This window comes from Thiorhodococcus drewsii AZ1, assembly GCF_000224065.1.
Classification (GTDB): Bacteria; Pseudomonadota; Gammaproteobacteria; order Chromatiales; family Chromatiaceae; genus Imhoffiella; species Imhoffiella drewsii.
Map to the genome: position 1 here is coordinate 1 of NZ_AFWT01000019.1, position 25,890 is coordinate 25,890.

Consider the following 25,890-nt stretch of genomic DNA (forward strand, 5'->3'; position numbering starts at 1 on the left):
AATGCATCGCAGGTCTGTCGCACCAATTCGCGAACCCTCTCCTCTAGTCCCCTCTCAGCACTTTGTAGCGATACTTGGTAACCCAGACAAAGTGGTACTCAATCCGGAAAACCGTGTGGCTACCGTAGCGATAATCCATCCTCTCTCCGCTCGTTGCTCCAGGGGCCAGGATCAACCGTAGCAGCGAGAGGGCTGAAGATGAAATCTGCCCGCCTGAAAGGCGGGGGTTTGAACCCTAGATATCGAAATCAAAATCTTAATTTTAAATGTACTGTACTGAGGTGGTCTGGTTTGGTCATAGTGTTCGGTGCGGGGACGAATCTTTGGGCGATCAAGCAATTTGACTCCGGCCTCGCTCTAAGGGCAAGCCTGCTTCGAGATCCGAATTGCGTCTTGCGATGTTCTCGGGCGACCCGCGAGTGATCGCGTTCAGCCGGTCGTGGTGCGTCTGACGGGTTGGCTGTCAATCGGGGGCGGCGCTAGCCATGTGGCCAGCTTGGCATAGAACGCTGAGGGGTCGAGCGGCTTGGAGATGAAATCGTTCATGCCCGCTTGCTCGCACAGACTGCGGTCGTCGTCGAAGGCATTGGCCGTCGTGGCGATGATCGGCATTCGATGGCCTAGGGCGCGGATGCGCCGCGTTGCCTCCAAGCCATCCATGACCGGCATCTGTATGTCCATCAGGATCAGATCGAAATCCTGCCGTTCGAGCGCTGAAATGGCCTCCGCTCCCTGGTTGGCGAGCGTGACCTCCAGGTCGAGATGGCTCAGGAGTTCCAATGAGACGAGCTGGTTGATTTCGTTGTCCTCGACCAGAAGCAGTCGACTCCCGGCGCGGATCTGATGCTCCTCTTGGTTCGTGCGTTCGACGACCTGTCGCGTGCCGTGCTTCAGCGGTAGCCTGAACCAAAAACGGCTGCCAGCCCCAAGTTGGCTTTCCGCTCCGACCTTTCCGCTCATCAGCAATGCGAGTCGCTTGCTGATTGCCAACCCCAGACCGGTCCCCCCGTATTTGCGGGTGGTTTGGGTCTCGGCCTGTTCGAAGGCGTCGAAGATGCGTTGCAAGGCGTCCTCGGCGATGCCTATTCCCGAGTCCTCGACTTCGAAGTAGACACGGACCCGCTCCGCGTTCCTGTCTTCCAGTCTGGCGCTCAGTTTGACGTAGCCGTGCTCGGTGAACCGAAGCGCATTGCTGACGAAGTTGATCAGGATCTGGCTGATTCTCAATGTATCGCCCAGCAGCGGTAGGTCGATCAGTTCGGGGTCGACATCCTGCTCGAATCGGACCTTATTGGAGCGTGCGCGTTCGGCCATCATGTTGTCGATCTGATCGAGGATGCTCGGGATGTCGACTGCCGTTTCCTCGATCCGGATCTGCTCGGCCTCGATCTTGGAGAAGTCGAGTATGTCGTTGATAATGCCGAGAAGATGCTTTGCCGCACTCAAGATGCGGCCGATCTTTTCCTGATGCGTGGGTTCTTCTATCTCCCGCTGAAGGACATGAGTAAAGCCCAGGATTGCGTTCATGGGGGTGCGGATCTCGTGCGACATGTTCGCCAGGAACGTGCTTTTGGCTCGGTTCGCCATCTCCGCAGATTCCTTGGCAACACGCAGATCTTGGGTTTGGGCCGCGACCAGAGTGGCGAGATTGTCTCGATGCTGGGTGAGTTCTTTCGCCGTCTGTCGTAATTGGCGTTGGTTCTCGCGTAGATCCGATTCGCGGGCCTTGAGCGCGGAGATGTTGGTGGCGACCAGAAGGGCTCCCTCAAGCTTGCCTGATGCGCCGTGGAGGAGGGTTGCGTTGACCAGATAGGGGATATCCTGTGCCCCGCCGCTGTGGCGGAGCCCGATCTCGACGCTGAGATGGCCGCCCCGAAAGCGAATGGCGTCGATGAGCGACGGTCCGCCCGGCAGGTCGGTAGGGAGATCGTCCAGAAGCCGTGCGCCGTCCTCGGCCAGATAGGACTCCAGGGGTGTGCCGAGCACCTCGGTTCTGGCATGGCCCAGCTCCCGCTCCAGCACACCATTGACCTTGAGGATGCGACCGTTCTCATCGAGCAGGACGAAGATTTCGGCCATGGTGTCGATGGCCCGTTCCATGGCGCTGTTGAGCTGGGAGAGCTCAACCGAGCGCTGCCGCAGCTCGTCTTGTTGCACCTCTTGCCGTTCGATCATGAGATCCAGCGTCTCGGCGCTACGGATCAGCTCGGCTTCCAGTGCCTGGTTGGCTTGACGTAGCATCTCCAGCTCATCGGTGAGTTCCCGATCGCCGACCGGTGTCGGGTTCCGTGTGGGTCGCAGCCAGCGGTCATGAATGACATAGACTGCCTCGCCGACGGCGGCGGCGACTTCGAGCGAGAGGCCCGGCGAGAAGGGCGTGCAGCGGGTGATCTCGGCCGCGATGCAGTGGATGGGCGGCAACGCGTCATAGGCCGCGCGGGCGGCGGCAATCAGGTGTCCAAGTCCTGCATCGTGGCTGCCGGGATGCGCGGATTCGAGCGGGATGTCCGAGGCTGAAAGGATTTGGAGTCGGCCTGGCTGGTCGCCTTCAAGCGCATCGATCAGGAGCAGTTCGGGGCTGTCCTCGAAGAGATCCAGCGTGTCGAGCCCACGGGTTCCGCACTCGATGAGGCGCACCCCGTCCGGCAATTGGTGGCGCTGCAGACTCTGGGCGACCGCCGGTCCGAACCCGTCGTCGCCGTGCAGCGGATTGCCGAAGCAGAGGATGCGGAGTCGATCAGGCACAGGGGTAGCGTCTTCTGCCGCGTCCGATGAAGTGAACGGTACAGACCAGGCAGGGATCGTGCGATCGCACGATATGACCCACCTCGACCGGATCCTCCGGATCCTCGACACGAACCCCGATGAGCGATCGCTCCCAGTGTCCGGGCTGACCGTTGCTGTCGCGTGGCGAGGCATTCCATGCGGTTGGCGTGACGATCTGGTAGCCGTCGATGACACCGTTCTCGATCCGCATCCAGTGCCCAAGGGCACCGCGTGCCGCCTCGATCATGCCGTAGCTCTCGCCGTCCGGCCAGTCGCGGATGTTCGGATCCGCGAAGTGTGGTTCGTCCAGCACATCTTTGAGCGCGGTCAGCGTTTCCCTCATGGCGCGGATGCTCCAAGCCGCGCGGCGCAGTCGCGCGAATTGACGCAGCCAGGTGTTGTCGCCCTCCAGCGCCAGTAGATCCGCGATCAGCGGGTCTCCGCCGATGCGTAGTTCTGCGAGCGGGCCGGTCTGTACGACCTTGTCGTCGTAGCGCGGGGCTTTGGACCAGGTGTAACGGTCGTTCCCCGGCATGTAGTCGGGGATGGTCTCTCCCTGCCAGGGATGGCGACCGCCCGGATAATGCTGGAACCAGCTGTGCCGGACGTGCTCATTGATGCGCGATTGATCGAGTGATTCAACCTGGCTCTTGTCGGCGTCATAGAAGCCGGGCCGAAAACCGCCGTAGCTACCGTCGGGGAGTGGATTCACGCCGTAGCTGATCAGGTGCCCGGTGCCGCACCCGAGCTGGTGCAGCCCGACCGAGCGCGCGAAGCGGCAGAATAGCCCGAGTGCGGCGTTTGCGACGGTTGGCGATGACTCCAGCCACTGAAAGAAGTCCTCGGCCCGTTCGATGGTCAGCCAGTGGTCGAGGTCGTCCCCCAGGACGCAGGTTTCCATCCAGTCGCGCGTCCTTGAAACCAGGTCCTGGGCCTCGATCAGACGTGTGCCATTGGCCGGCAGGGTGACGCCACCCGGGATCATGAAGCTTGAATGCGGCCATTGTCCGCCGAAGATTGCCACGATCTCCAGTACGCGCCGTGTGACCTGCAGACATTCGCGCGCCACACGCCCCTTGAAGGGCGTGAATGATGCGGTGATTGCGTCCGCGAGTGGGTGTTTGGCGTATCTGGGATGACAGAAGTCGGGTGTGAAGAAGAGAAAGCTCTGGCGCAGATCGCTTTGCAGATTCTCGGCCATCAGGCAGAGGTTGCGGATATGCGCGGCATGGGTGGGGGGGCGGATGCCGCCGAGTTGTTCGAGCGCGCGGACGGTGGCATAGAGATGGGCGGTTCCGCAGATGCCGCAGACGCGCGGGGTGATGACGAGCGGGTCGCGCGGCGCGCGGCCGATCAGGATCTGCTCGAATCCCCGATAGAGGGTGCCGATGCAGCGCGCGTCCGCGATGACGTCGTCCTCCAGGTCCACCTGAAGTTCTAGGTCGCCCTCAACCCGGTTCAGATCGATGTTGACAGTCACGCGAGCCATCGTTCAAGGCTCCATCTCGCGATTGATGATGCGCTCCGGTGCGGCCGCCTTGGCCAGGTTCTTGTATGCCATGTACTTGGCGCGCGAGACGCCGAGCGGGAGCATCTTGGGTATGGTGCCGATCTTGGGCGTTTCGAAGAGGTCGCGATTCGGCGGAAAGGCGGGGGAGACGCAGCCGAAGCAGGGGACGCCCGCGCGCGTCTTGCTGCTGCGTCCGTTCCATAGATCGACATTGCAGGGCGCTGGGGTCAAGGGTCCCCGGCAGCCGAGGCTGAAGAACATGCAGCCGCGTCCGCCAAGCACATCGTCCTCGGCATCGTATTCGTGATACTCGTTGCGGGTGCAGCCCTGATGCACCAGGCTGGAGAAGAAGGGGGCGGGGCGATTCAGCTCGTCCAACGGAATTGGCGTCCCTTCGAGCAGCATCGCGAGCACCTTGGTCATGGTATTCGGATGGGCTGGGCAGCCCGCGACATTGATGACGGGTTGCCCGCCTCGGCTGCGCCAACCCGGGCCTAGAAGGCCGCCAGGGGTTGCTTGCATGAATTGCATTCCGGTGCAGTCTGTCGGGTTCGGTGGTGCGGCATGCACTCCACCGAAAGCCGCGCAGGTGCCCATGGCGACGACAGAGCCGGCGATCCCGGCCAGTTCGCGCACGATCTCGATCTTGGGGCGCGATCGCCAGGTGTCGTAGAGACCGCTGCCCGAAGGGCCGGTCATGAGGCTGCCCTCGATGCAGAGGATATCGAGCGGTTCCCTTCCGCTGGTCACGGCATCCAGCACGGACCCGAAACGGGTCTCGGCGGTCAGCGACGGGTGCCAGAGCAACCGCGCTCCGGCATGTTCCAGCAGGCTTTCGAGGCTAGGTCGTTCCGCGCACAGCAGCGTCATCGAATCGCCGCTACAGGCGCCGGTTTGCATCCACACCAGATTGGCCATGGGTTCTCCCCTTGGAAGCCTGGACCCGGAGGTCTTCGATATTGATATTGTTATACTCGAAGAATCCTCTCCTTGCTGTGACGGGCAAATCGAATCGGGCTGCCTACTGCCGGTCCGGCATCAGGCATGGCTTTTCATCTCATCGCGATTCCCTCCGATTGATAAATGTCTGGGTATTTTGGTTGGTTTCTGGCGGAAAATACCTCTTAACAGCGACGCAGGGTCGCAGATTCAACCATGACCCAAGCGACCGAAGCAGTCGCTCGGTTGGCGTATCTGCTTTGGTCAGGAGTGAATCCATGAACACAGAGGTTGAGAACAGAGGAAGGCGGCGTTTATTGGTTGCCGCAACCAGTCTGGTCGGTGCCGTTGGGGTTGGTTACGCCTTGGTACCGTTCGTTCAGTCCATGAACCCGAGCGCACGAGCAAGGGCCGCAGGTGCTCCGGTCGAGGCCGATATCGGCAAGCTGGAGCCGGGCGCGCTGCTGCGCGTCAAATGGCGCGGCAAGCCGGTATGGGTCGTCCATCGCACACCCGCGATGCTGGCGGCACTGCCGAGCAACGATCCCAAGCTGGTGGATCCAGAGTCCAGCGTGCCGCAGCAGCCGAGTTACTGTCAGAATCCGACCCGATCGATCAAGCCGGAGTATCTGGTGGCGATCGGCATCTGTACCCATTTGGGGTGTTCGCCGACCTATCGACCCGAGGTGGCCCCCGACGATCTGGGCGCCGATTGGAAGGGCGGCTTTTTCTGCCCTTGTCACGGATCGCGTTTCGACCTGGCCGCGCGCGTCTTTAAGGGCGTTCCGGCCCCGACGAATCTGGTCATTCCGAAGTACACCTATCTGAGCGATACCACCATCCTGATCGGCGAGGATCGCGAAGCCGCCTGATGGATCAGGCTAGGCGCCCTCCGATGGCGTCTCACTCCCCCAAGGCCGCATGAGTTGGTGCGGCACCCCCAGATGATCCAGAACGCGGGCCACCATGAAATCCACGATGGCCTCGACACTGGTCGGCTTGTGATAGAAGCCCGGACTGGCCGGCATGATGATCGCGCCCGCCTGGGTGAGTCGCAGCATGTTTTCGAGATGGATGCTGCTGAAGGGGGTCTCCCGAACCACCAGTAGCAGCGGCCGGCGCTCCTTGAGTGCGACGTCGGCGGCGCGCTCGATCAATGACGAGGAGAGCCCGGCGGCGACGCGTCCCAGCGTGCCCGAGGTACAGGGGCAGATGACCATGGCGTCGGGCGGATTGCTGCCGCTCGCGACCGGGGCGGTCCATTCTTGGCGTCCGAAGACCCGGATGGAGCCGGGTTGGGGGCCGAAATGGGTGCGGAAGAACTGTTCGGCCTCGTTTGGGCGCGAGGGGATTTCGAGGTCGGCCTCCATCTTGAGTACGACCTGTCCGGCCTGGGAGATCAGCAGATCGACCTGGACGCCCGAGGCCGCCAGACAGTGGATCAGCCGCAGCCCGTATTGGGCACCCGAGGCACCGGTGATGGCGACCGTGACCCTGTTGGGCTGGCGCGGATCCTTCATCGATCGCACCGTTCAGTTGGCCGGTTGGCCCTGCAGCGCATCCAGAAGGCGTTGGTGGATGCCGCCGAATCCCCCGTTGCTCATCACCAGGATCTGGTCGCCCGGCCGGCTCTCGGCGGCGATGTGCTCGACCGTTGCTTCGATCGAATCCAACACGGTCACGCGCCCTTGCTGCTCGGCGAAGACGGCGGCCGCGTCCCATCCCAGATCCGGCGGTGCATAGAGAAAGACCTGGTCGGCTTCGGCGAGCGAGGCGGCGAGCTCCTTGTTGTGGATCCCCAGCCGCATGGTGTTCGAGCGGGGTTCGAGCACGGCCAGGATGCGCTGCTCGCCGACCTGACGGCGCAGACCGTCGAGCGTGGTGGCGATGGCGGTCGGGTGATGTGCGAAGTCGTCGAAGATTCGAATGCCCCGGACCTCGCCGCACAATTCCATGCGGCGCTTGACCCCCTGGAAACGCCCCAGCGCATCGATCGCCGTTTCGGGCGGGACGCCGGCATGACGTGCGGCGGCGATGACCGCGAGTGCGTTCTGCACGTTGTGCAGACCCGTCTGTTGCCAGGCGAGGGTTCCGACCTCCTCGTCCTTGAACAGGACCCGGAATTCGGATCCGTCGGCCTGAACGAGCTCGGCGCTCCAGTCGCCGTCCGGTCCGAATGATTCGCGTGGTGTCCAGCAGCCCATGCCCAGGACATGATCCAGTGCCGGCGAGCGGCCCGGATGCAGAATCAGTCCGCTGCCCGGAACCGTGCGCACCAGATGATGGAACTGACGCTGGATCTGCGACAGATCGTCGAAGATGTCGGCGTGATCGAACTCCAGGTTGTTGAGGATCAGGGTCCGGGGACCGTAGTGGACGAACTTGGAACGCTTATCGAAGAAGGCGGTGTCGTACTCGTCCGCCTCGACCACGAAGAAGGGGGCGGAGCCGAGCCGGGCCGAGAGACCGAAGTCGAGCGGAACACCACCGATCAGGAAGCCGGGCTGGAGTCCCGCGTCCTCCAGCACCCAGGCCAGCATGCTGGAGGTGGTGGTCTTGCCGTGGGTCCCGGCGACGGCGAGCACCCAGCGTTCGCGCAGCAGGTTGTCGTGCAGCCACTGGGGGCCGGAGCAGTAGCGCAGGTCGCGGTCGAGCATGGCCTCGATGGCCGGGATGCCGCGCTTCATGGCATTGCCGACCACCACCACGTCCGGGGCCGGGTCCAGTTGGGAGGCGTCGTAGCCCTCCGTGAGCTTGATTCCCGCCGCCTCCAGCTGGGTGCTCATCGGTGGATAGACGTTGGCATCCGAGCCTGTGACCTGGTGGCCTTGTTCGCGCGCCAGCAGGGCGATTCCGCCCATGAAGGTGCCGCAGATTCCGAGGATATGAAGATGCATGTCTGGACCTTTACGAGAACCAGTGGGATTCGTGTCTGGGCGGAGCGGGCCGATGAACCTCAGGCGCCGCCGAATAGGCTGGTCACGAGGGTGACGGCGAAGATCTCGAAGGCGATGGCGATGGCTGCGCCCTGGCCGAGCGTGATGCCGAAGCTGTGGCGCAGGATATGTCCGGTGACCACAACCCCCCAGATGATCAGTCCCAGCAGCAGGAAGGCGCCGAGCGTGGCCAGATCAGTCGTCTCGCTGCCGGTTGGATTGAGGCTGAGCGGAATGAGCGCGATCAGTCCCAGCAGTGTGCCGCTGCCGAGCAGGGCGGTACCGGATTGGACGAAGCGCTGGGCGAGCCGAAGCTGCTTGAGGGTCAGATAGAGCGCTGTCAGCATCAGCGCCACCTCGACCAGGCTCTGGAGGAAACCCTCTATCCAGCTCAGTCCGGCGGTCATGCCGACCAACATTCCGACGATGAGGTCGGTGACGAGCACCATGGCGAGGAGCACATCGGAGGCCGGCAGGTCCTGCGGCGGGCGGCGGAGCAAGCAGAGCTCAATGAAGAACGTGATCAGGGCTTGCACGAGTAGATCCTACACCGGCGAAAGGAGGGACAATGATAACCGCCCACGCCCGGAAAGGGACAATCCGCGTTGTGTTTCACGGGCGGCGGTCGCTCATGTGGCGTTCGATCTGGCGCGGCGGGAGCGCGCGACGGCGATGCCGAGCATCGCCAGAGCGAGCCCGATCGCGAGCTGGTTGTGCAATCGTGCGAATGGCGTCGCGCCTTGGCGCGGCTGGATTTCGGCGCTGGTGGCGCCACGGATGAACGAGGGCAGGGTCGCGGCGAGTCGTCCACGCTGGTCGATGATGGCCGAGACGCCCGTGTTGGTGGCGCGAACCAGAGCGCGACCGTTCTCCAAGGCGCGCATGCGTGCCATCTCCAGATGCTGGTGGGGTGCGAGCGAGTCGCCGAACCAGGCGTCGTTGCTGACATTGATCAGATACTCGGCCTCCGGTAATGCCTCGACCACCTCGCTGGGGAAGGCGTCTTCGTAGCAGATCGAGACCCCGACCTGATACCGGCCCACGGTGAGCAAGGGGCGTTCCGCATCGCCGGGGCTGAAGTCCGACATGGGAACCTCGAAGAGTTCGACCAGCGGGCCGAGCCAATTCTTGAAGGGCATGAACTCGCCGAAGGGGACCAGATGGCGCTTGGCGTAGAGGTCCTCATGGCTGCCGATGCTGAGGAGTCCGTTGTAGTACCGCCGCGTCTCCACATCCAGAACCGGGATGCCGAGCACAATCTCGGTGCCCTCAGCGCGGGCGCGCTCGGCCAGCGGATCGATGAGCGGGGCGCGGAGCTGGTGCAGGAAATCCGGGAGCGCGGTCTCTGGCCAGACGATCAGATCCGAGTCCAGGTGATCGCGGGTGAGTTCCAGATAGGCCTGGGCGATCGCCATGCCTCCCTCGGGCGTCCATTTCATGGACTGCGGGATGTTGGCCTGCAGGACGCTGACCTTGAGCGGCGGTCCGTTCGGGTGGGTCCACTCCACCTGTTGCAGCCCGGCGCCGCTGAACCAGATGGCCGCGAGCGCTGCGCCTGCCAGGGCGCGCGCCCGACCGGACCAGCGCACCAGGGCCCAGAGCAGCCCGCTCGACAGTGCGGCGAGCAAGGTGACCCCATAGACCCCCATGACCGGGGCATAGCCGGCGAGCGGTCCGTCGATCTGTGTGTAGCCGAGGTTGAGCCAAGGGAAGCCGGTGAAGAGCCAGCCCCGCAACCACTCTGTCAGGAGATAGATGGCAGGGAAGACCAGGACTGGGGTGGTCCAGTTTCGGCTGAGATCCAGTCGTCGAATCAGCCAGCCCGCCAGACCGTAATAGAGGGCCATGGCCGCGATGAAGAGCGCGGTGAGCAGCTGCGCGACCCAGGCGTCCATGTTGCCGAACTCGTTCAGGCTGATGCGGATCCAGAAGACCCCGAACCCGAAGAGTCCGACCCCGAACAGCCAGCCGCGCCAGAAACCCTGTCGTGGCGAACTCTCGATCAGTTGGTCGTAGAAGAGCGCGAGGCTCAGGATGGCGATGGGGAACCAGTTGAAGGGTGCGAATCCCAGGACCGTGAGTGCACCGCTCGCCAGCGCGATCAAGGCGGGCCATAGAGGGCCGAAACGCTGAAATAGGGAGGGCATGGAGTCTGTCGACCGAGACTGGTGTGGAGGCGGTGCCGTTTCTAGCAGCCTGGGGCGCGTGGGTCAACTTAGCTGGCAGCTTCCAGCTTCCAGCTTCCAGCCGTCAGCGGCTGGCCGCTGGCCCGAGCCGCCCTGGAGGGGCGGGACTCGGGCACGTACGAAGCCGGATCAGGCGGCTGCGGCCGAGGGCTCGTGGGTCAGACAGCCCTTCGGACAGACGCGCGAACAGGCCTCGCAGCCGATGCAGTCGAGCGTGTCTTTCAGGTTCATGACCATGCCTGGGGCTTCGTCATCGAAATCGTCGTCCATGTCCTCGAAATCGTCATCGTCGTCGAGGTCGTCGCGATCGATCAGCTCGAAGACGTTGCGCGGGCAGACCTTGTAGCAACGGCCGCAGCCGATGCACTTGCCCTGGTTGAGCGCGATGACGAATGAGGGCGTCCATTCGACGCCGCCCCGGGTAATACCTGTGATGACCGACATGTCTGTACTCCGAATGCGACGCCCCAGCGCCGCCTGAGAGGGTTGATGGAAAAGGGTCAGTTGGATGCCGCAGCCTGTGCTGCGGCGAGTTGGGCACTTGCCTCTGCCCATGCCTTGCAAGCGTCGTAGGTCGTCTGCGCGATGACCGGGATTTCCTCATAGGCGCCCGGCAAGCGGTCCTCGACCAGATCGTGCAGCTCGCCGGCCTTTTCGGAGGCGATGCGCTTGGCCTTTTTGACGGACTTTTCGAGGTCTTTGAGTTCTTCGGGTGTCATGGTTGGCGTTCCCTTGGCGAATGTAGAGCGAGGGGCAGGATGCCGTGCCCGCCCGGTCTGTTCGACCGGGCGGGCACGCGGCTCGATCTTTTAGGGGCTGCTCAGAGTCCGGCGACCTTGGAGTGGTTGCCGATGAGCTCCAGCGCGACCGAGAGGATCTTGTCGGCCTCGTCCTTCATCTTGGACAGGCTGGGGAAACCGAAGCGGTGGACGTCGCGCACCGTGCGGTCCATGACCACCAGCTTGCCGACGGTGATGAGCGCGCGGCCGAATCCCTCGTGGGTGAGGTTGACCAGAGGCACGGCCATCAGACCGCATTCGGACTCGATCAGGGCCGAGATGGCGTTGTAGAAAACCTTGACGCGTGCGACCACGAGCTCGTCCGGGTCGCCGATGATGGGGATCTCGCGCTTCTTTTCCTTGGTCAGGATGAAGGGCTCGAGGATCTCCAGTGTGGACATCGCGTCGTAGTGCCCATAGGGGTCGATGGCGCGCATCTGGCGCACCATTTCAACGACGAATGCGGACTCTAGGAGCCCTGCGTTTTCGGTGCTCGCCGTAGCGGTCTCGGTCATGATGGATGCCTCGAAATGGATGTTGAAGCCGTATCGTTCGCGATCAGGCGGTGAAATGTTTGTGATCGTGCAGGGTGCTGCCTTGGGTCAGACTCGCGAGCGAGACCTGGCTGCCAGAGCCGTCGCGTCGGACCAGCTCGGGTCGGTAGCGCGCCTGCCCGGTCGCTCCGCCGGTGAGCAGGCGGGCCAGCAGGAGACCCAGTGCCAATCCGGCGATTCCGGACAGCGCGACCATGCCTTCGCTGAACTGGAGGTGCGTCGCCACTGCGGAGGCGCCGATCAGCGTGATCATCGGCAGCATGTAGGCCATCAGGGCCGCGCGGTTCAGGGTGGCGTCGGCGATGCCGATGACGACCTGCTCGCCGGTTTGCAGTCCGATGGGATCGATGATCTTGAGCCGGTTGCTAGTCGGGCGGAACAATTTGGCCAGGATCGATGTGCCGCAGCTCGCCGAACTCGCGCACTGGGTGCAGGACGAGCGGCGCTGGGTCTCGACCCAGGCAAAGCCGTCGCCGACCTCGACTACGGTGGCGCGTTCCTCGATCATTCGCTCCATCCCTCCGATTCCATAGCGTCGAAACGGTTGGCGCGATCGGGATTCTGGTTCTCGATGGCGCGGGCGAGCCAGGCGCGCGGCCCATCGCGCATCTCGGTCTGGAGCGAGCAGATGGCATGGCTCAGCGGCGTGCCGGGCGTGACCTTGACCGGTTGGATGCCCTTGGGGCGCAACTGGTTGACCGCCGAGGCGCCGATCGCCTGGCAATAGATGGCGATGCAGCCCTGGAGCGCGTCGATCTTGGAGGCTAGCTTGTCCTCGTTGCCATCCATGCTCAGTTGGCCGAACTGCACCACCTCGACCAGATCGGCCGCCTCTTCGTCCACCGAATAGATGGCGAACGCCTCTGCCGTACCGAAGTGCTGATCGATGTGCTTCATGTCGGAGGTCGCGAAGGCCACCTTGATCACTGTACCCATGGGTTTTGCCTCGCTACAGCAATTCAGAATTCTCAGTCGTCGTTCCATTGGTTTGGGACTCCAGTCCTCCCATGAGTGGCGCGGCGCGAGCGCATCGGGTCGATGGGTTTCGCCGCGCTCTACCCATCCTATGCGGCGTGTTTCACGTCGGCATGGCGTTCGTCGTCCGGCCATTGTTTGAGTCGTGAGCGATAGGGATGGATCTCGCCCTTCTCCAGGGTCAGCAGGATGTTGGCCAGCTCGAAGAGCGTGGCGCGCGTCCCCTGATAGCCGATCCAGGTGCGGGTGTAGCCGCCGAGCTGGTCGTACTGCGGAAAACCGGCACGCAGCAGCGGGATGCCCAGCCGCGCGGCGGTATGGACGCCGTGCGAATTGGTGATGAGCACCTCGGCACCGCGTGCGCGCGCGGCGATCTCCAGGTCTTCCAGATCGCCGATCTTGACCTGATCGCAGACGGCCCTTTCCAGTGCCGGCGCGTTGCTCGGAGCGACCGCGACCACCGTCTCGGCGCCGACGCCGGCGAGCATCTGGGTCAGTCCGACCAGAAGGTCCGGGTCCGCAGCGATGGCGAAGCGTGACATGCCGAGCATGAAATGGCTGTCGAGCATGGCGTCCTGAAGCTGGGCGCGCTGGCGCTCGATCTTGGCCGGAACCGGCACGGCGGCCAGCTCGGTCAGGGTCGAGATCAGTGCATCGACGGCGTCGATCCCCATGAGATGGGTGAATCGATGATCCGGTACCCCGGTGCGCGCCTTGAGCGCGTCGGCCGGCGCGTCCATGGAGGGGCCGATCACCAGGGTCGCCAAGGCGTCGCCCACCGTGGCCAGCTCGCTGACGAGCGCGCCGCCGATGGTGAGCGGGCTGAAGTCGCTCTCGGGCAGATGTCCGTCGAGCGAGTCGGAGAGGTCGGGCAGCACCACTGGACGCAGATCGAACGCCTCGATCAGATCCTTGAGGTGCTCCAGGTCGCCCGGAGTCAGATGGGATCCGGCCAGCACGTTGATCTGGCGGCGGCGCTGTCCCGGCTGGGTGCCCGCCTCGGCGGCGGTCGGGACCAGGGATTCGATGATCGCCTTGGTCGCATCTGCGTAACCGGACTCCATGGATCCGACGAAATCGGGTGTCGAGACTGGCACGACCGGAATCCGGTTGAACTCGGGGTGGGTCTGACGGAAGGCGCGTACCGCCATGCGGATGTCGGCGCCCTGGGTCTCGACCAGCCCGGTGGTCGGAAGCCCGATCATGTCGGGGTTGTTCTTTTCGCACAGGGTCTTGAGCCCCTCGATCACCAGATCCTGGCTGCCCATGACGGCGCTGACCTGATCGATGGCGGTCGTCTGCAGCGGGATGGGCTCGCGGAAATGACGCACGAACAAGATCTTGCCGAAGGCGGTACAGCCCTGCGAGCCATGCAGCATGGGGATGGTGCGACTGAAGCCGAGGAAGGCGAGCGCAGCGCCGACGGTCGAGCTGGCCTTGAGCGGATTGACCGAAAGGGCCTTTTTACGTTTGACGATCTCAGGCATGACTGTTGGCCTCCACGGCGATGGGCTCGACCTCTGGGGCATCATCGGCGCTCGACGTGGTCGCGGCGCCTGGAGGGATCGCGGGCTGTGCCTGCGTCCAGGGTGCGGGGCGACGTACCGCCTCCCAGATAGGGCTCTCGACGGTCAGGCAGAGCTGTTTGGCCAGTTCGAGCATGCCCACGTACCCGGCATAGCCGAATTCGCGCTCCTGGTTGATGTCGAGGAAGGGGATACGCGCCTTGAGCGCCGTGTAGAGGTTGCGTCCGCCGGCGATCAGGATGTCGACGTCATTGTCGCGCACCATGTCGATGAGCTTGCGCGGATTGCCCTCGTCGATCATCACCGCATCCTCGCCCATGAGCTCGCGGATGCGCGCCTTGTCTTCCTCGGTCGACTTGCGGGTGCCTGTGGCGACCACGGTCATGCCGAGATCCTGCAGCGCCGAGATCACCGACCAGGACTTCACACCGCCGGTATAGAGCAGCACCTTGCGGCCCTTGAGTCGGGCGCGCCAGGGTTCGAGCGCCTCGTGGATGCGTGCCTCTTCGCGGGCGATCAGCTCCTCGGTGCGGGCGGTCAGGTCGGGGTCATCGATCAGACGGGCGAAGTCGCGCAGCGACTGCGAGACGTCCTGCACCCCATAGAAACTGCCCTCGAACCAGGGCGTGCCGAAGGCGTCCTTGAGCTTGCGGGCGACGTTCACCATGGCCTTGGAGCAGACCATCATGTTCGCCTCGGAGCGGTGCATGGTCTGCACCTCGCGGAAACGGGCGTCGCCGGAGAGGGTGCAGAGCACGCGCAGTCCCAGTTCGTCGAACAACGGCATGACGTGCCAGAGCTCGCCGGCGATGTTGTATTCCCCGACCAGACCGATGTCGTGGACCTTGAATCCTTCCCTTTCGATCCCTTCAGGAACCGGATCCGGCTCGCGTCCGCCGCAGACGTAACGCACCATGGATTCGCCGGCGATGCGATTGCCGAGATTCTTGGTGCCGTAGAAGCCGGCCGCATCGACCGGGACCACCGGCGTGCCCCAACGCTTCTCGGCCTCCTTGCAGACCGAATCCACGTCGTCGCCGATCAGGGCCGGGACGCAGGTGTTGTAGACGAAGACGGCCGCCGGATGATAGCTGTCGATCGCCTGTTTGATGGAGTGGAAGAGCCGCTTCTCGCCGCGCCCCATGATGATGTCCTGTTCGGTCAGATCGGTCGTCATGCCGATCTTGAACAGCGTGGGTCCGGTGGAGCGGGTGCCTCGGTTATCCCAGGAATTGCCGGCACAGGCGATGGAGCCATGCACGATATGGGCGACATCCGCGATCGGCAGCAGCGCGATCTGAGCCCCGTCGAAGGTGCAGCCGCCCGCCGTGGCACCCGGTTTGGGCTTGGCGCAACCGGACTTTTCCTTCTTGTTGTGGGCACAGGCCGGCTCATCGAGCAGTGCTGAGATGTCTTTCTGCTTCATGCAAGGCTCCGAGGCGTTTGCTATAGATACAATCATGCAGAGCCCGTGCCAATAGAAAAATGTCTGTTTTGGAAGGGAAAATGTTCGGTGTAAGGGTGTAGCTTTCCCGACAATCGGATGGATTGCAGCAACCGCGACAAACGCGGTTCGTTTCTGTTGGCTTTGTGACCGCGACCTGCTACCAAGCGTATGCAGCCGAGACGTGCCACTTGATGCGCGTACGCAATAACGTACTATAAGTACATCTAACTCTCGTTGTGAGGTTTGTCATGACTGCAATTACGGCCAGCAAGGCACGCGCTAACCTGTATGGCCTGATCGATGAGGCCGCATCCTCGCATCAGCCGTTGCTGATTACAGGGAAGCGGAACAGTGCGGTGCTGGTTTCCGCAGAAGACTGGGAGGCGATCCAAGAGACGCTGTTCTTGCTATCGACTCCAGGTATGCGCGAGTCGATCCGGGAAGGCATGGAGACGCCTGTTGACGAATGTGCCGAGGACCTGGATTGGTGAAGTGGCAACTGGTCTATACGAAGCAAGCACAGAAGGACGCGAAGAAGTTGGCTTCAAGCGGATTGAAGCCCAAGGCGCAGGAGTTGTTTGCAATCCTCGCAGAAGACCCATTCCAGAGGCCGCCCCCTTTCGAAAAACTCGTTGGCGATCTTGCAGGGGCCTATTCGAGGCGAATCAATATTCAGCATCGGCTGGTATATCAAGTGCTGGAAGAGGATAGGGTCGTCAAAGTGTTACGGCTATGGAGCCATTACGAATAATGCACGGCGCTTCTTTTTTCTGGTGACGAAGCGTCTAATTTGCCACCTGTTCCTCGTTGGCCATTTTAGTATTTGTTCAGACCGCTAACTGCCGGAAGCTTCAGGAGTGCGGAAAATGAGGAGGCATGAAACCCGAACGTCGAAATTGCCCTGATCGAAGTTACGGGCTTAAGATGCAAACTGTATGCGTCAGTCATATCCGTTTGGCATCGGGAGAAGCCTGATTGGCGTCCTCGTTTCCGTCTAGCACGGCGGGTTGCGTTTACGCATAGACGGTGTGAGGCCGTTGGCGGCAGTGTTGGTGCGACATCTTCGGGGTGTACGGAACGGCTCGGATGGACGGGCTCAACTCGGGAGGGAGAGCTAGACAGCATCTGTCTAGCACATAAATTAGAGAATCCGTCTAGCGCAGTAATTATCGATTCTGTCTAATCAACTGTTATGCCTTTGATATGGCATGCAGAGAACTCCAACTATACTGGGTAACCTTTAACCCGCATCAGGAGATGCTAAATGGAAGCTACGAACGAATCTCTCTTTCAGCTAATGCGTTTCAATATTCTAAATTCTGGGCGTTCAGATCTAGATAATTCTCCATTTACATCAGCATATATTTATGCATGGGAGTCCGGCGTATTCCCGGCATTTAACGAAGCAGCAGATTGGCACAAACCTTTTGCTGAACAGTTTGACATTACTGAAGAAGAAGTTTTAGAGCTTGGCAAGCTATTGGATGAAAAGTGGTTGGCGAAGACGCCACTTACATTTTATGAGCTTGAAACACATTATGGCGTAAGTGGTTCCGCTTATTCATCAGGAAGCTGGAATCGCACAAAGTTGGTGGTGACATGTAGATACATGTATTTAAATCGTATGTTTGATGACTCTTTCTGGAGTGCCCTGGCTAAGAACGGCGAATGTCCAAGTGAGGCACCTCAGCACAGTACAAAACGAATAGCTTCCCCAGCTAATACAGCACGCGCCTCATGTCATGTTGGACGTTGAACGGTCGCCCATCGAGCATGAAACCGAGGACGCAGAGCAACTCGGCAGCGAAACTGGCCTGCAGGGTGATGAGGCGCTGAAGGAGGTCGAGTCCATAGCGAAAGAAGCTGAACTGAGGGCGCTCGAGTGTTTTTTTTGGCGAATCGGCTGTTGCTCGTGCGCCCAGACACCGGCATGAACCGCCCACAGGGTGGTCAGCGTCAACAGCGCGAACAGTCGCTCGAGGCGCTCGGGCTTGGTGAGATGGGTCTCTTCGAGGTGGAACCCGTGCGATTTCAAGGCGGCAAACAGGGTTTCAATGGTCCAGCGTTGGGCATACTCCTCAATGGCCTGGCGGCTGAAGGACTCGCTGACGATGAGCAACCATTCATTGGTTTCCAGGCGTTTGGCACTAAGAAAGGCCTTCTGTCCCCAGAGCTGTCGCGGCTGGCGCAGCACCCGTGTGCCCCCGACGGGCAGGGTCTGGAATTCGCGCAGCAGCGGATAGGCCCCCTTGGTGGACGTGAGGTTGACGTTGGCCTTCAGGCGCAAGCGAAATGGCAGCTCGCGTCGCAGGAGATACGCCAGCCAGTCGCGCCCGACGAACTCGCGATCGGCCAACAGGAAGGCCACTGGCTGATCCGGAAAGGTCGCGAAAAAGCGCTCCATCAGCGCGATGCGCTCTTTGGTGTTGGAGTTGCCGGCCTTGGGCAAAGCGGTCCACAGCAAGGGGATCGCCAATCCTCGGTAGGCGACACCGAGCACCAGCAGATTGATCTCGGCACGTCCGAGTTTCCAGTTGGTGCGATCGAGCGTCAGCACCCATGGCTGCTGCGCGGGCAGGAGATCGCCAACCGTGCGGGCGATGTCCGACTGATCAATCGTGAAGGAGCGCATGAAGCGCTGTAACCGGATGTAGTTCGAACTGGGCTTCGCGCGGCTCGAGAGCACCGGCGCCAGGCGGGCCAGGTTGACCGAGCGCACTTGCAGGACGGCCAGGATGAAACGGGCGAGAAAATCGAGACGAGAGCCATGCCAGTCGAGGTGAGTGGCAAGCAGGGTTCGGAGCAGTCTGACAGTGCGGGTTTCGGGCATCGTGACATTGGGGCGGAGTCTCAAGAAGACGCCATTATAATCAAAAGCTTAATTTTAAATGTACTGTACTGAGCCGCCGCGCTTTATTTTCGCCATTTATTTTCAGCGTTAGTCCTCAAAGAGCTTGCGAAGATCAAGGCAGATCTTGGTGCGCCAGGGAAGTTTGGTCGCTTGGAATCGTCAGGCGGAGCTTGGCGTGAAATGACGAGGAGGAGCCCGGCGGGTGATCAGTCCCGCTCGGCAAGGGTTGGCCACCCACCGGAAGCGAGTCTGCTTTGGGCGCGCGGGTCGGCCGGCGCTGCCTGCCCGTGCATCGGTTCCATCAGGTTAGCGGCGGGGTGTTCCCGCTGTTTGCGGCATTGATGCTGACGAAGGTGTTCCGAGTGGCGGTGGAAACTACCGTCGGTGTATCTGGGAGTCCTGGCCTTGACCGCCTTTGTCCTCACCGTCTTCCTGCTGGTCTATCTCGGGCTCTTTCTTGGCCGGCTGCCGTTCCTGCAGCTCGACCGCACGGGGGTCGTGCTCTTGGGCGCGATCGCCCTGGTCGCCACCGAGGTCGTGCCCCTGTCCGGGATCGGCGAAGTGGTCCATCTGCCGACGCTCGCCTTGCTGTTCGCCTTCATGGTGATCTCGGCGCAGTTGCGGCTCGGTGGTTTCTACGACTGGGTGGTCGTCTGGCTGGATCGTCGCGCGCTGGCCCCGCCGGTTCTGCTGGGGGCGGTGATCGCCGTGGCTGCAGCACTCTCGGCCGTGTTCAGCAACGACATCGTCTGTTTGGCGATGGCGCCGGTGCTCGCCCAGCTGTGCCGGGCGCGCGGCTATGCCCCGCTGCCGCATCTGCTGGCGTTGGCCTGCGCGGCCAATCTCGGGTCGGCGCTGACGCTCATTGGCAATCCGCAGAACATGCTGATCGGCGAGGTGCTGCGACTCGACTTCGGCGACTACCTACGCGTGGCGGCGCTGCCAGTGCTGCTCGGTCTCTTGAGCACTTGGGTGATCATCGCTGGGCTCAGCCGCGGGCACTGGCTGGAAGCCTCCGCGTCGCTCCTGCCGTCGGCGCTCGGGCGTGCCGGCGAGGTCGGCGTGCCGCTCGATCGCTGGCAGACGTTCAAGGGTCTGACGGTCGCGGCCCTGCTTTGCGCGGCCTTTCTCTGGGCGCACTGGCCGCGCGATCTGCTCGCTCTGGCCGGGGCTGGATTGTTGCTCACGAGCCGGCGTCTGCATTCACGCCAGATGCTTGGACTGGTCGACTGGCAACTGCTGGTGCTCTTCGTCGGACTCTTCATCGTCAATCATGCCATGCAGCAGACCGGACTGCCGGCCCAGGCGGTCGCCGTTCTGGCCGACGAGGGACTCGATCTGCAGGAACCTGCGCCGCTCTTCGCCGCCAGTGTCCTGCTCAGCAATCTGGTCTCCAACGTCCCGGCAGTGATGCTCCTGCTGCCGGTGGCGCAGGCGCCGGTCGATGGGCCGCTTCTGGCGCTCTCGAGCACCCTGGCCGGAAACCTGCTGCTGATCAGCAGCATCGCCAACCTCATCGTCGTTCAGGCTGCGGCGCGACAGGGCGTCGTCATCGACTGGCGAGCCCATGCCCGGGTCGGGCTGCCGGTGACCCTGGTCAGCCTCGTCATCGCGGCTGCGGCGTTGCTGCCGTGGCGTGCATGAGGGTGTCGTGGCGTCAGACTGCAAGTGCCCGAGGAGACGCTGGTTCGATGATCGTACAGGCTGTCCTCCCGGATCGAGCTCTGGACACTCGACTCGGGATGAGGTTTGCGTGAAATATAAATCAATCATATGATTGATTCATGTCAGATACCAAACCGACCCAACAGTACATTCGCAAGGACGACCGCCGCGAGATGATCGCGGAGGCCGCGCGTGCCCTGATCTTGGAAAAGGGCTACGCCGCGCTGCGCACCCGCAGCGTTGCCGAGCGAGTTGGCATCAACATCTCGACCCTGCATTTCCACGTGCCGAACAAGACCGCGCTTGTCAGGTTGGTGGCGGAAACGAGCCGGGACGCCTTTCTGGCCCTGCTGCCTCCCCGGCCTGACGCCCAGCGCCCAGCCCTTGCGCAGTTGCGGGCCGAGGTTCGGGCCTATCACGACAGTCTGCGCGACCGGCCGGAGTTGGCGGCCTGTTTTGGCCAGCTCACCCAGGTCGCGACTGCGGAGCCGGAGGTTGCAGGGATACTCGATGCCTTCACCCAGGACTGGTGTCGGCGTTATGCGGAGATCGTCGCCATCGGCCGCAGCCAGGGCGTGTTCCGCTCGACACTCCAACCGTTACCCGCCGCGTTGATGATCACCGGCGCATTGGCGTCCTTTGGCCCGCGCGGGCCGAAGGGGTTGGCGATGTTCTGGCCGGTGGTGGACGAGATCGAGCGCTCGCTGCTCGTCCCTGAGTCGAGGGAATGCTCCGATGCCGATTGAGGCGCACTCCTCACCGCACAAAAGGTCTTGGGTGGCGTTAGGCTTGCTTGCAGCGGTCAATTTCCTGGTGCTGCTGGACGTCACGATCATCAACGTGGCGCTGCCCTCCATCCAACGCGATTTGGGCGCCGAGAGCGCTGCTCTGGCCTGGCTGGTCTCGGGCTATATCTTGACCTACGCGCTGGGACTGATCCCCTGCGGCCGAGCTGGGGACCGGCTTGGGCCTGATCGGGTCTTGTTGGCGGGGCTGATGGTCTTTGGTTCGGCATCGCTCCTTTGCGCGCTGGCCCCGGAGATGGCATGGCTGCAACTCGGCCGCGTGGCGCAGGGCGTGGGCGCGGCCATGGTCTCGCCTCAAACGATGGCGCTTGCGCACCGGATGTTCCAAGGCAAGAGCCGCACCACCGCCTTTGCGGTCTTCGGCCTCGTGGCTGGTCTCGCCTCGGTGATGGGACCATTGGCCGGGGGATGGCTGGTCGAGCACGACCTCTGGGGGTTTGGATGGCGGGTGATCTTTCTCATCAATCCGCCGCTTGCGCTGACGCTCGGCGTTTTGTTGTGGCGGTTTCTGCCGCACGCTGAGGGCGATCCCCGCATTCGCTTCGATCTTGTCGCCACAGTGCTGGCGGCCCTTGCCTTGCTGTTGATCCTGGTACCGTTGATCGAAGGCCGTCAATGGGGTTGGCCGCTCTGGGGTTGGGCGATGATGATCGTCGCCCTGCCGACGCTCGCTGCACTCATCTGGTGGGAGCGCCGCCGCGCTCGGTTTGGGCAGAGTCAGCTTCTGCCGCTGTCGCTGTTCGAGGCGGGTGAATACGCGTGGTTCGGGATCGGTGTCGGCCTGTTCTTTGCTGGTCTGCCAGGCTTTTTCATGATCCTCGCACTCTTTCTTCAGACGGGGTTTGGGTTTTCACCTTGGCAGTCGGGTCTGACGGCCTTTCCCCTATCGCTCGGCATCATGGTCACCTCCATGCTCGCCCCGGCCATGCGGGGCCTTTCCGACCGGCTCCGCCTTGTGCTGGGCGCCGGAATCGCGCTGGCGGGTCTGGTTCTGTTGCGAGCCGCCGTGCCGGGATTTACCGGTTTGGCTCAGCAACCGATTGTCATGGCATGCCTGGGGCTGATCGGGCTGGGATTCGGCATGGCGGTCGGGCCGCTCTTCCATCTGGCGCTCGAGCCGGTGGCAGCGGCCGAGGCCGGGATTGCCTCGGCGTTGCTACAGGCATTCCAGCAAGTGGGCGGCGCCTTGGGCGTAGCGCTGACCGGCGCGGTCTTCTTTTCCGGGCTCGACGGTATGACGGAGTCCGCCTTCCGCCATGCGCTGACGGCTGGGCTGATGGTGCCGCTGGCCTGCTTCTCCACCTTTCTTGTCCTGATGCTGGTCCGCTGGCCCTTGGCGAGGGCCCTGGCGTCAAGATAGCCCTGTGAGACCTGGGGCAGATCTTGTTTCTTTTTCAAAAACAAGGCGATGTCTGCGTCGGAAAGCTGTTGTTCGCGGGGGGCGAGGCAGGCGCTTCGGTACCAGAGTCAACAGCTTCCCTGCTGTCGTCCTCCAGCCAGCCGTTTGACCGACCCTCTCGGGATCGGAACGCATGACCGGCGTCGGCGGGATGTCTCTGTCCGCCGGTCTCAGCGCTTGCGGTTGGTGAATTTCTTCAGGCGATCGCGGTGCTTGATCTGACGCTCGGTCAGTTGATTGCGCTTGCCCTGGAAAGGGTTGCTGCCGCTTTTGAACTCCAGTCGCAAGGGTGTGCCGAGTAGGTTGAGTGCCTTGCGGAAGCGGTTGATGAGGTAGCGCCGATAGGTCTCGGGGACGTCTTCGGTCTGGTTGCCGTGGATGACGATGATCGGCGGGTTGCGTCCGCCCTGGTGGGCATAGCGCAGCTTGATGCGGCGTCCCCTGACCAATGGGGGCTGATGCTCCTGAACTGCGGATTCGAGCAGGCGGGTCAGTTCCGGGGTGGCGAGGTTGCGGGTGGCATTGGCGTAGGCCTTGTCGACCTCGTCGAGCAGCAGTCCGACCCCGCTGCCGTGCAAGGCCGAGACCAGATGCAGCTTGGCGAAGTCGAGGAAGGCGAGCTTACGCGAGAACTGTTCGCGGACGTGCTCGCGCTCGTCGGGCTGGAGTCCGTCCCATTTGTTGATGGCGACGACCAGTGCCCGTCCGCTCTCGATGATATGGCCGGCGAGGGTCGCGTCCTGTTCGCCGACACCCTCGTGGGCATCGATCACCAGGATGACGACGTTCGATTCCTCGATCGCCTGCAGCGTCTTGATTACGCTGAACTTCTCGATGGCGTCTTGGACGCGTGCTCGGCGTCGCAGGCCGGCGGTGTCGATCAGGGTATAGCGACGTCCCAGTCGCTCGAAGGGGATGAAAATGCTGTCGCGCGTGGTGCCTGGGCTGTCGAAGGTGACCAGACGCTCTTCGCCGAGCAGACGGTTGATCATGGTCGACTTGCCGGCGTTGGGGCGCCCGACCAGAGCGACTCGGATGCCCTGATCGTCATCGGCGGTCTCATCCGTGTCGATCGGTAACTGGCCGAAGACGTGCTCGATCAGTTTGTTTACGCCAAGGCCCTGGCTGGCCGAGATGGCCCAGGGGTCGCCGAGTCCCAGCCCGTGGAAGTCGGCGACGGCCAGATTGGGGTCCGTGGTGTCGCTCTTGTTGACCACCAGCGCGATGGGCTTGCCGAGGCGTCGGAGTCGCTGGACGATCTCGATGTCTTCCGGTGTGGCCCCGTCCTTGGCATCGACCAGGAAGAGCAGGTGGTCCGCCTCCTCGATGGCGCGCTGGACCTGGCGCTCCATCAGCGCCTCGACGCCCTCGGCAGCGGTGCCGATACCGCCGGTATCCACGATGATGTAGGGGCCGGGGCCGACGCGGCCGATGCCGTACTGACGATCGCGGGTCAGGCCAGGGAAGTCGGCCACGAGGGCGTCCCGAGTGCGGGTCAGCCGGTTGAATAGGGTCGACTTGCCGACGTTGGGGCGGCCGATGAGGGTGATGACGGGTAACATGTGATTTATGGCGCCTGACTCGATGCCTCGGCTGCGCTCGCCGCATCGGCTGGGGAGGCAGCTGTGGGTCGCGAGGTGGCCGCTGGGGTGGTTGGCCGTGTGGCCGAATTCATGGTTTGGCCGATGCGTAGCGCCGCAATGGTGCCATCCTCCGCATAGACGTAGAGGCGGCCGTCGGCATAGAGCGGACGGGCCGTGATGCCCGCCTTGGCGATTCGGGTCCGTCCCACGAGCCGCCCATCGCCCTTGTCCAGCAGATGCAGATAGCCGTCTAGGTCGCCGACCGCGACCAGATTGCCGACGAGCGCCGGGGCGGTGAGTTTGCGATAGCGCAGTTGATCCTGCTTCCAACGCCCGCTGCCGTCCACGAGGTTGGCGCCCCAGATTTGATCCTCGGAATCCGTCACGAAGAGTCCCGTTTGGTCTGCGGTCAGTCCGGCGTGGGCGGACAGGTCGCGACGCCAGAGGACGTCGCCGGTTGCCGTGTCGACGGCGGCCAGATCGCCATGGTAGGAGCCGACGTAGAGCGTTCCGCCGACCAGGATCGGGTCGGCGTCGATATCCGCGATGCGCGCGAGTTCGGAGCGACCGCTCGGTCGGGTGACGACGACCTCCCACAAGGGGATGCCATCTTTGGGGTCGAGCATGACCAGCTTGCCGCCCGAGAGGCCGACGCTGATGCCGATGGGGGTGACCACTGGGGTGCTGCTTCCGCGCAGGGTCAGCACCGGTGCCGGATAGCTGGTTCGCCAGAGCTCCTTGCCGGTGGCGGCATCGATGCCGAAGATGCTGTCATCGAGCGTGTGCACGACGATCCGACCGTCGCCGACGAATCGCGGCTCGGACAGCACCTCGCTCGCAAGCGTCGTGCGCCAGCGCTCCTTGCCGTCGGCGGTGGCGAGTGCGACCAGCAGGCCCTGGCTGGTGCCCAGGATCAAGGTGTCGCCGGAGACGTCGGGTCCGCCGCTGAAATTCAGGCGGGTCTCGATCTTCCAGAGCTCGCGCCCGCTGTCGGCTGCGAGTGCGACCACCCGTCCACGCGAATCGGCGAGATAGAGATGTCCGCCTGCGAGTGCCGGAACCAGATAGAGGCGTCGGCCATCGCTGCCGTGGGTGGGTCGTTCCGACCAGAGACGATCGATGGAGACCTCTTGAACGATTTTGGTCAGCTTGGTTGGGGGCGTCGGGTCCTTCTCCTGACCCAACCAGGGAATGATGCCACAGCCCGTCAGCATGCCCGTTGCCAGGAGGACGCCGAGTAGCGAAGACAGCGATCTGAGTTGGAAGCCCATGGACTGTGCCCCTAATGTGATTAGCTGGCCGAGGGAAGGTTATCGAGCTTGAGACGCACGAGCTGGGACAGCCCAGTGCCCTTGTCGATCGCCTCCTCATAGGCGGCGCGGGCCTTCGCGGTGTCGCCGCGCGCCAATGCCAGATCGCCGCGCACGGCCGCAAAGTCTCCGGCGAAGGCGGGGCTGTCATCGTATTTGTCGATGATCTTCTCGGCTGCGTCGAGCTTGTTCTCGGCCACCTGAATGCGGGCGAGACGCAGCGCAGCGATGCGGGCGATGGCCGGGTCCGGGGCGTCGGCGATCACGCTCTCAAGGGCGGCGATCGCTTCGTCGGTCTTGCCATCCTCGTACAGGGTTTTGGCCGAGACCAGAGATCCCAGTGCGGCATAGGGCGTGGAGCCATAGTCGTCGCGCAGCGTTTGGGCCTGCTTGGCGACCGTCTCGGCGGTGCCGGCCCTGGTTTCGTTCAGGAGCACCTCGAAGGCATTGGAGGCCATGGCCGCTTGGTCTGCTTGGTAGCCGACCCAGTAGCGCCAGCCGTAGATGACGCCAAGGCCGATCACGGCGCCAGCGATCACGGACAGACCATTCTCCTTCCACCATGTCTTGATGGCTTCGACCTTTTCCTCATCGGTTTCGTAAGACACAGACTTCTCCGTCGGGCGAAATCGGCACTGGAGAGTGCCGGGGTCGATTC

Annotated in this window: 25 protein-coding genes and 1 pseudogene; 7 read left to right on the plus strand and 19 right to left on the minus strand. The window is 62.9% G+C overall.

All coding sequences use genetic code 11. The features are described 5' to 3' along the window. The 4 genes and pseudogenes from THIDRDRAFT_RS24645 to THIDRDRAFT_RS13720 all read right to left on the minus strand — a co-directional run. Window positions 1-139: pseudogene (locus THIDRDRAFT_RS24645) on the minus strand (transposase); the annotation flags it as partial. 290 nt (window positions 140-429) lie between these two features. After that, entirely contained in the window at window positions 430-2,745 is a 2,316-nt protein-coding gene (locus THIDRDRAFT_RS13710) for a hydrogenase maturation protease (protein WP_007041458.1), read from the minus strand. Continuing rightward, a complete protein-coding gene (locus tag THIDRDRAFT_RS13715) occupies window positions 2,738-4,255 on the minus strand; it encodes a nickel-dependent hydrogenase large subunit (RefSeq protein WP_007041459.1) in 1,518 nt (505 codons plus the stop codon). The genes THIDRDRAFT_RS13710 and THIDRDRAFT_RS13715 overlap by 8 nt, the downstream gene beginning before the upstream one ends. A 3-nt stretch (window positions 4,256-4,258) precedes the next feature. Then, window positions 4,259-5,194 carry an NADH-quinone oxidoreductase subunit B family protein gene (locus THIDRDRAFT_RS13720; RefSeq protein ID WP_007041460.1) on the minus strand — a complete coding sequence of 312 codons (936 nt, stop codon included), beginning with the start codon at window positions 5,192-5,194 and terminating at the stop codon, window positions 4,259-4,261. A gap of 299 nt (window positions 5,195-5,493) precedes the next feature. Here THIDRDRAFT_RS13720 and petA point away from each other — a divergent pair, with 299 nt between their 5' ends. After that, window positions 5,494-6,087 carry a ubiquinol-cytochrome c reductase iron-sulfur subunit gene (gene petA / locus THIDRDRAFT_RS13725; RefSeq protein WP_007041461.1) on the plus strand — a complete coding sequence of 198 codons (594 nt, stop codon included), beginning with the start codon at window positions 5,494-5,496 and terminating at the stop codon, window positions 6,085-6,087. 9 nt (window positions 6,088-6,096) lie between these two features. Here petA and THIDRDRAFT_RS13730 read toward each other — a convergent pair whose 3' ends face one another. From THIDRDRAFT_RS13730 to nifE, 11 genes are all read right to left on the minus strand, one after another. Beyond that, window positions 6,097-6,735 (minus strand): flavin prenyltransferase UbiX, encoded by a 639-nt coding sequence (locus THIDRDRAFT_RS13730; protein WP_007041462.1) that lies wholly within the window; start codon window positions 6,733-6,735, stop codon window positions 6,097-6,099. A gap of 12 nt (window positions 6,736-6,747) precedes the next feature. Beyond that, on the minus strand, window positions 6,748-8,112 hold the full coding sequence (gene mpl, locus THIDRDRAFT_RS13735) for a UDP-N-acetylmuramate:L-alanyl-gamma-D-glutamyl-meso-diaminopimelate ligase (protein WP_007041463.1): 1,365 nt from the start codon (window positions 8,110-8,112) through the stop codon (window positions 6,748-6,750). 59 nt (window positions 8,113-8,171) lie between these two features. Further along, window positions 8,172-8,687 (minus strand): hypothetical protein, encoded by a 516-nt coding sequence (locus tag THIDRDRAFT_RS13740; protein ID WP_007041464.1) that lies wholly within the window; start codon window positions 8,685-8,687, stop codon window positions 8,172-8,174. 93 nt (window positions 8,688-8,780) lie between these two features. After that, complete coding sequence (lnt, locus tag THIDRDRAFT_RS13745; RefSeq protein WP_007041465.1) at window positions 8,781-10,298, minus strand: apolipoprotein N-acyltransferase; 1,518 nt, start codon at window positions 10,296-10,298, stop codon at window positions 8,781-8,783. 168 nt (window positions 10,299-10,466) lie between these two features. Further along, window positions 10,467-10,781 (minus strand): ferredoxin III, nif-specific, encoded by a 315-nt coding sequence (gene fdxB, locus THIDRDRAFT_RS13750; protein ID WP_007041466.1) that lies wholly within the window; start codon window positions 10,779-10,781, stop codon window positions 10,467-10,469. A 56-nt stretch (window positions 10,782-10,837) separates the two neighbouring features. Next, the gene (locus THIDRDRAFT_RS13755; protein ID WP_007041467.1) at window positions 10,838-11,056 is read right to left on the minus strand and encodes a CCE_0567 family metalloprotein; all 219 of its coding nucleotides are present in this window, start codon (window positions 11,054-11,056) and stop codon (window positions 10,838-10,840) included. A 101-nt stretch (window positions 11,057-11,157) separates the two neighbouring features. Further along, a complete protein-coding gene (locus THIDRDRAFT_RS13760; RefSeq protein ID WP_007041468.1) occupies window positions 11,158-11,631 on the minus strand; it encodes a NifX-associated nitrogen fixation protein in 474 nt (157 codons plus the stop codon). 43 nt (window positions 11,632-11,674) lie between these two features. Continuing rightward, window positions 11,675-12,178, minus strand: a complete 504-nt coding sequence (locus THIDRDRAFT_RS13765; protein WP_007041469.1) for a SoxR reducing system RseC family protein — start codon at window positions 12,176-12,178, stop codon at window positions 11,675-11,677. Further along, window positions 12,175-12,606 carry a NifB/NifX family molybdenum-iron cluster-binding protein gene (locus tag THIDRDRAFT_RS13770; RefSeq protein WP_007041470.1) on the minus strand — a complete coding sequence of 144 codons (432 nt, stop codon included), beginning with the start codon at window positions 12,604-12,606 and terminating at the stop codon, window positions 12,175-12,177. The genes THIDRDRAFT_RS13765 and THIDRDRAFT_RS13770 overlap by 4 nt, the downstream gene beginning before the upstream one ends. 128 nt (window positions 12,607-12,734) lie before the next feature. Further along, complete coding sequence (gene nifN, locus THIDRDRAFT_RS13775; protein ID WP_007041471.1) at window positions 12,735-14,132, minus strand: nitrogenase iron-molybdenum cofactor biosynthesis protein NifN; 1,398 nt, start codon at window positions 14,130-14,132, stop codon at window positions 12,735-12,737. After that, on the minus strand, window positions 14,125-15,597 hold the full coding sequence (nifE, locus tag THIDRDRAFT_RS13780) for a nitrogenase iron-molybdenum cofactor biosynthesis protein NifE (RefSeq protein ID WP_007041472.1): 1,473 nt from the start codon (window positions 15,595-15,597) through the stop codon (window positions 14,125-14,127). The genes nifN and nifE overlap by 8 nt, the downstream gene beginning before the upstream one ends. 269 nt (window positions 15,598-15,866) lie before the next feature. Between nifE and THIDRDRAFT_RS13785 the strand changes: the two genes are divergently transcribed. From THIDRDRAFT_RS13785 to THIDRDRAFT_RS25645, 3 genes are all read left to right on the plus strand, one after another. Beyond that, window positions 15,867-16,109, plus strand: a complete 243-nt coding sequence (locus tag THIDRDRAFT_RS13785; RefSeq protein ID WP_007041473.1) for a type II toxin-antitoxin system Phd/YefM family antitoxin — start codon at window positions 15,867-15,869, stop codon at window positions 16,107-16,109. Next, on the plus strand, window positions 16,106-16,369 hold the full coding sequence (locus tag THIDRDRAFT_RS13790; RefSeq protein WP_007041474.1) for a Txe/YoeB family addiction module toxin: 264 nt from the start codon (window positions 16,106-16,108) through the stop codon (window positions 16,367-16,369). Before THIDRDRAFT_RS13785 ends, THIDRDRAFT_RS13790 begins: the two co-directional genes overlap by 4 nt. A gap of 513 nt (window positions 16,370-16,882) precedes the next feature. Further along, window positions 16,883-17,374: a hypothetical protein gene (locus THIDRDRAFT_RS25645; protein ID WP_139058740.1), complete on the plus strand. Its 492-nt coding sequence runs from the start codon at window positions 16,883-16,885 to the stop codon at window positions 17,372-17,374. Here THIDRDRAFT_RS25645 and THIDRDRAFT_RS13795 read toward each other — a convergent pair. Continuing rightward, entirely contained in the window at window positions 17,354-18,448 is a 1,095-nt protein-coding gene (locus THIDRDRAFT_RS13795) for an IS4 family transposase (RefSeq protein ID WP_007041475.1), read from the minus strand. The genes THIDRDRAFT_RS25645 and THIDRDRAFT_RS13795 overlap by 21 nt on opposite strands. A 426-nt stretch (window positions 18,449-18,874) precedes the next feature. Here THIDRDRAFT_RS13795 and THIDRDRAFT_RS13800 point away from each other — a divergent pair, with 426 nt between their 5' ends. The 3 genes from THIDRDRAFT_RS13800 to THIDRDRAFT_RS13810 all read left to right on the plus strand — a co-directional run bounded on the left by THIDRDRAFT_RS13800 (window position 18,875) and on the right by THIDRDRAFT_RS13810 (window position 22,300). After that, window positions 18,875-20,113 (plus strand): SLC13 family permease, encoded by a 1,239-nt coding sequence (locus tag THIDRDRAFT_RS13800; RefSeq protein WP_040844909.1) that lies wholly within the window; start codon window positions 18,875-18,877, stop codon window positions 20,111-20,113. Between the two features lie 140 nt (window positions 20,114-20,253). Then, window positions 20,254-20,880 (plus strand): TetR/AcrR family transcriptional regulator, encoded by a 627-nt coding sequence (locus THIDRDRAFT_RS13805; RefSeq protein WP_007041477.1) that lies wholly within the window; start codon window positions 20,254-20,256, stop codon window positions 20,878-20,880. Window positions 20,881-20,923: 43 nt separating this feature from the next. Continuing rightward, window positions 20,924-22,300: an MFS transporter gene (locus THIDRDRAFT_RS13810; protein ID WP_159105415.1), complete on the plus strand. Its 1,377-nt coding sequence runs from the start codon at window positions 20,924-20,926 to the stop codon at window positions 22,298-22,300. 209 nt (window positions 22,301-22,509) lie between these two features. Here the strand turns inward: THIDRDRAFT_RS13810 and der are convergent, their stop codons facing one another. Genes der through THIDRDRAFT_RS13825 form a run of 3 tightly spaced genes read right to left on the minus strand, consistent with a single transcriptional unit; the run spans window position 22,510 to window position 25,840 of the window. After that, the gene (der, locus tag THIDRDRAFT_RS13815) at window positions 22,510-23,901 is read right to left on the minus strand and encodes a ribosome biogenesis GTPase Der (protein WP_007041479.1); all 1,392 of its coding nucleotides are present in this window, start codon (window positions 23,899-23,901) and stop codon (window positions 22,510-22,512) included. 5 nt (window positions 23,902-23,906) lie between these two features. After that, a complete protein-coding gene (bamB, locus tag THIDRDRAFT_RS13820) occupies window positions 23,907-25,193 on the minus strand; it encodes an outer membrane protein assembly factor BamB (protein WP_007041480.1) in 1,287 nt (428 codons plus the stop codon). A gap of 20 nt (window positions 25,194-25,213) precedes the next feature. Beyond that, on the minus strand, window positions 25,214-25,840 hold the full coding sequence (locus THIDRDRAFT_RS13825; RefSeq protein WP_007041481.1) for a YfgM family protein: 627 nt from the start codon (window positions 25,838-25,840) through the stop codon (window positions 25,214-25,216). Window positions 25,841-25,890: the final 50 nt, after the last annotated feature.

Bases quoted from the DNA above. Each gene is read 5' to 3' on its own strand.
- THIDRDRAFT_RS13770 (WP_007041470.1), bottom strand. From the start codon at position 12,606: ATGGGTACAGTGATCAAGGTGGCCTTCGCGACCTCCGACATGAAGCAC.
- THIDRDRAFT_RS13760 (WP_007041468.1), bottom strand. From the start codon at position 11,631: ATGACCGAGACCGCTACGGCGAGCACCGAAAACGCAGGGCTCCTAGAG.
- THIDRDRAFT_RS13715 (WP_007041459.1), bottom strand. From the start codon at position 4,255: ATGGCTCGCGTGACTGTCAACATCGATCTGAACCGGGTTGAGGGCGAC.
- der (WP_007041479.1), bottom strand. From the start codon at position 23,901: ATGTTACCCGTCATCACCCTCATCGGCCGCCCCAACGTCGGCAAGTCG.
- THIDRDRAFT_RS13755 (WP_007041467.1), bottom strand. From the start codon at position 11,056: ATGACACCCGAAGAACTCAAAGACCTCGAAAAGTCCGTCAAAAAGGCC.
- THIDRDRAFT_RS13765 (WP_007041469.1), bottom strand. From the start codon at position 12,178: ATGATCGAGGAACGCGCCACCGTAGTCGAGGTCGGCGACGGCTTTGCC.
- nifN (WP_007041471.1), bottom strand. From the start codon at position 14,132: ATGCCTGAGATCGTCAAACGTAAAAAGGCCCTTTCGGTCAATCCGCTC.
- THIDRDRAFT_RS25645 (WP_139058740.1), top strand. From the start codon at position 16,883: ATGGAAGCTACGAACGAATCTCTCTTTCAGCTAATGCGTTTCAATATT.
- THIDRDRAFT_RS13720 (WP_007041460.1), bottom strand. From the start codon at position 5,194: ATGGCCAATCTGGTGTGGATGCAAACCGGCGCCTGTAGCGGCGATTCG.
- THIDRDRAFT_RS13730 (WP_007041462.1), bottom strand. From the start codon at position 6,735: ATGAAGGATCCGCGCCAGCCCAACAGGGTCACGGTCGCCATCACCGGT.
- lnt (WP_007041465.1), bottom strand. From the start codon at position 10,298: ATGCCCTCCCTATTTCAGCGTTTCGGCCCTCTATGGCCCGCCTTGATC.
- THIDRDRAFT_RS13785 (WP_007041473.1), top strand. From the start codon at position 15,867: ATGACTGCAATTACGGCCAGCAAGGCACGCGCTAACCTGTATGGCCTG.
- fdxB (WP_007041466.1), bottom strand. From the start codon at position 10,781: ATGTCGGTCATCACAGGTATTACCCGGGGCGGCGTCGAATGGACGCCC.
- nifE (WP_007041472.1), bottom strand. From the start codon at position 15,597: ATGAAGCAGAAAGACATCTCAGCACTGCTCGATGAGCCGGCCTGTGCC.
- bamB (WP_007041480.1), bottom strand. From the start codon at position 25,193: ATGGGCTTCCAACTCAGATCGCTGTCTTCGCTACTCGGCGTCCTCCTG.
- mpl (WP_007041463.1), bottom strand. From the start codon at position 8,112: ATGCATCTTCATATCCTCGGAATCTGCGGCACCTTCATGGGCGGAATC.
- petA (WP_007041461.1), top strand. From the start codon at position 5,494: ATGAACACAGAGGTTGAGAACAGAGGAAGGCGGCGTTTATTGGTTGCC.
- THIDRDRAFT_RS13795 (WP_007041475.1), bottom strand. From the start codon at position 18,448: ATGCCCGAAACCCGCACTGTCAGACTGCTCCGAACCCTGCTTGCCACT.
- THIDRDRAFT_RS13805 (WP_007041477.1), top strand. From the start codon at position 20,254: ATGTCAGATACCAAACCGACCCAACAGTACATTCGCAAGGACGACCGC.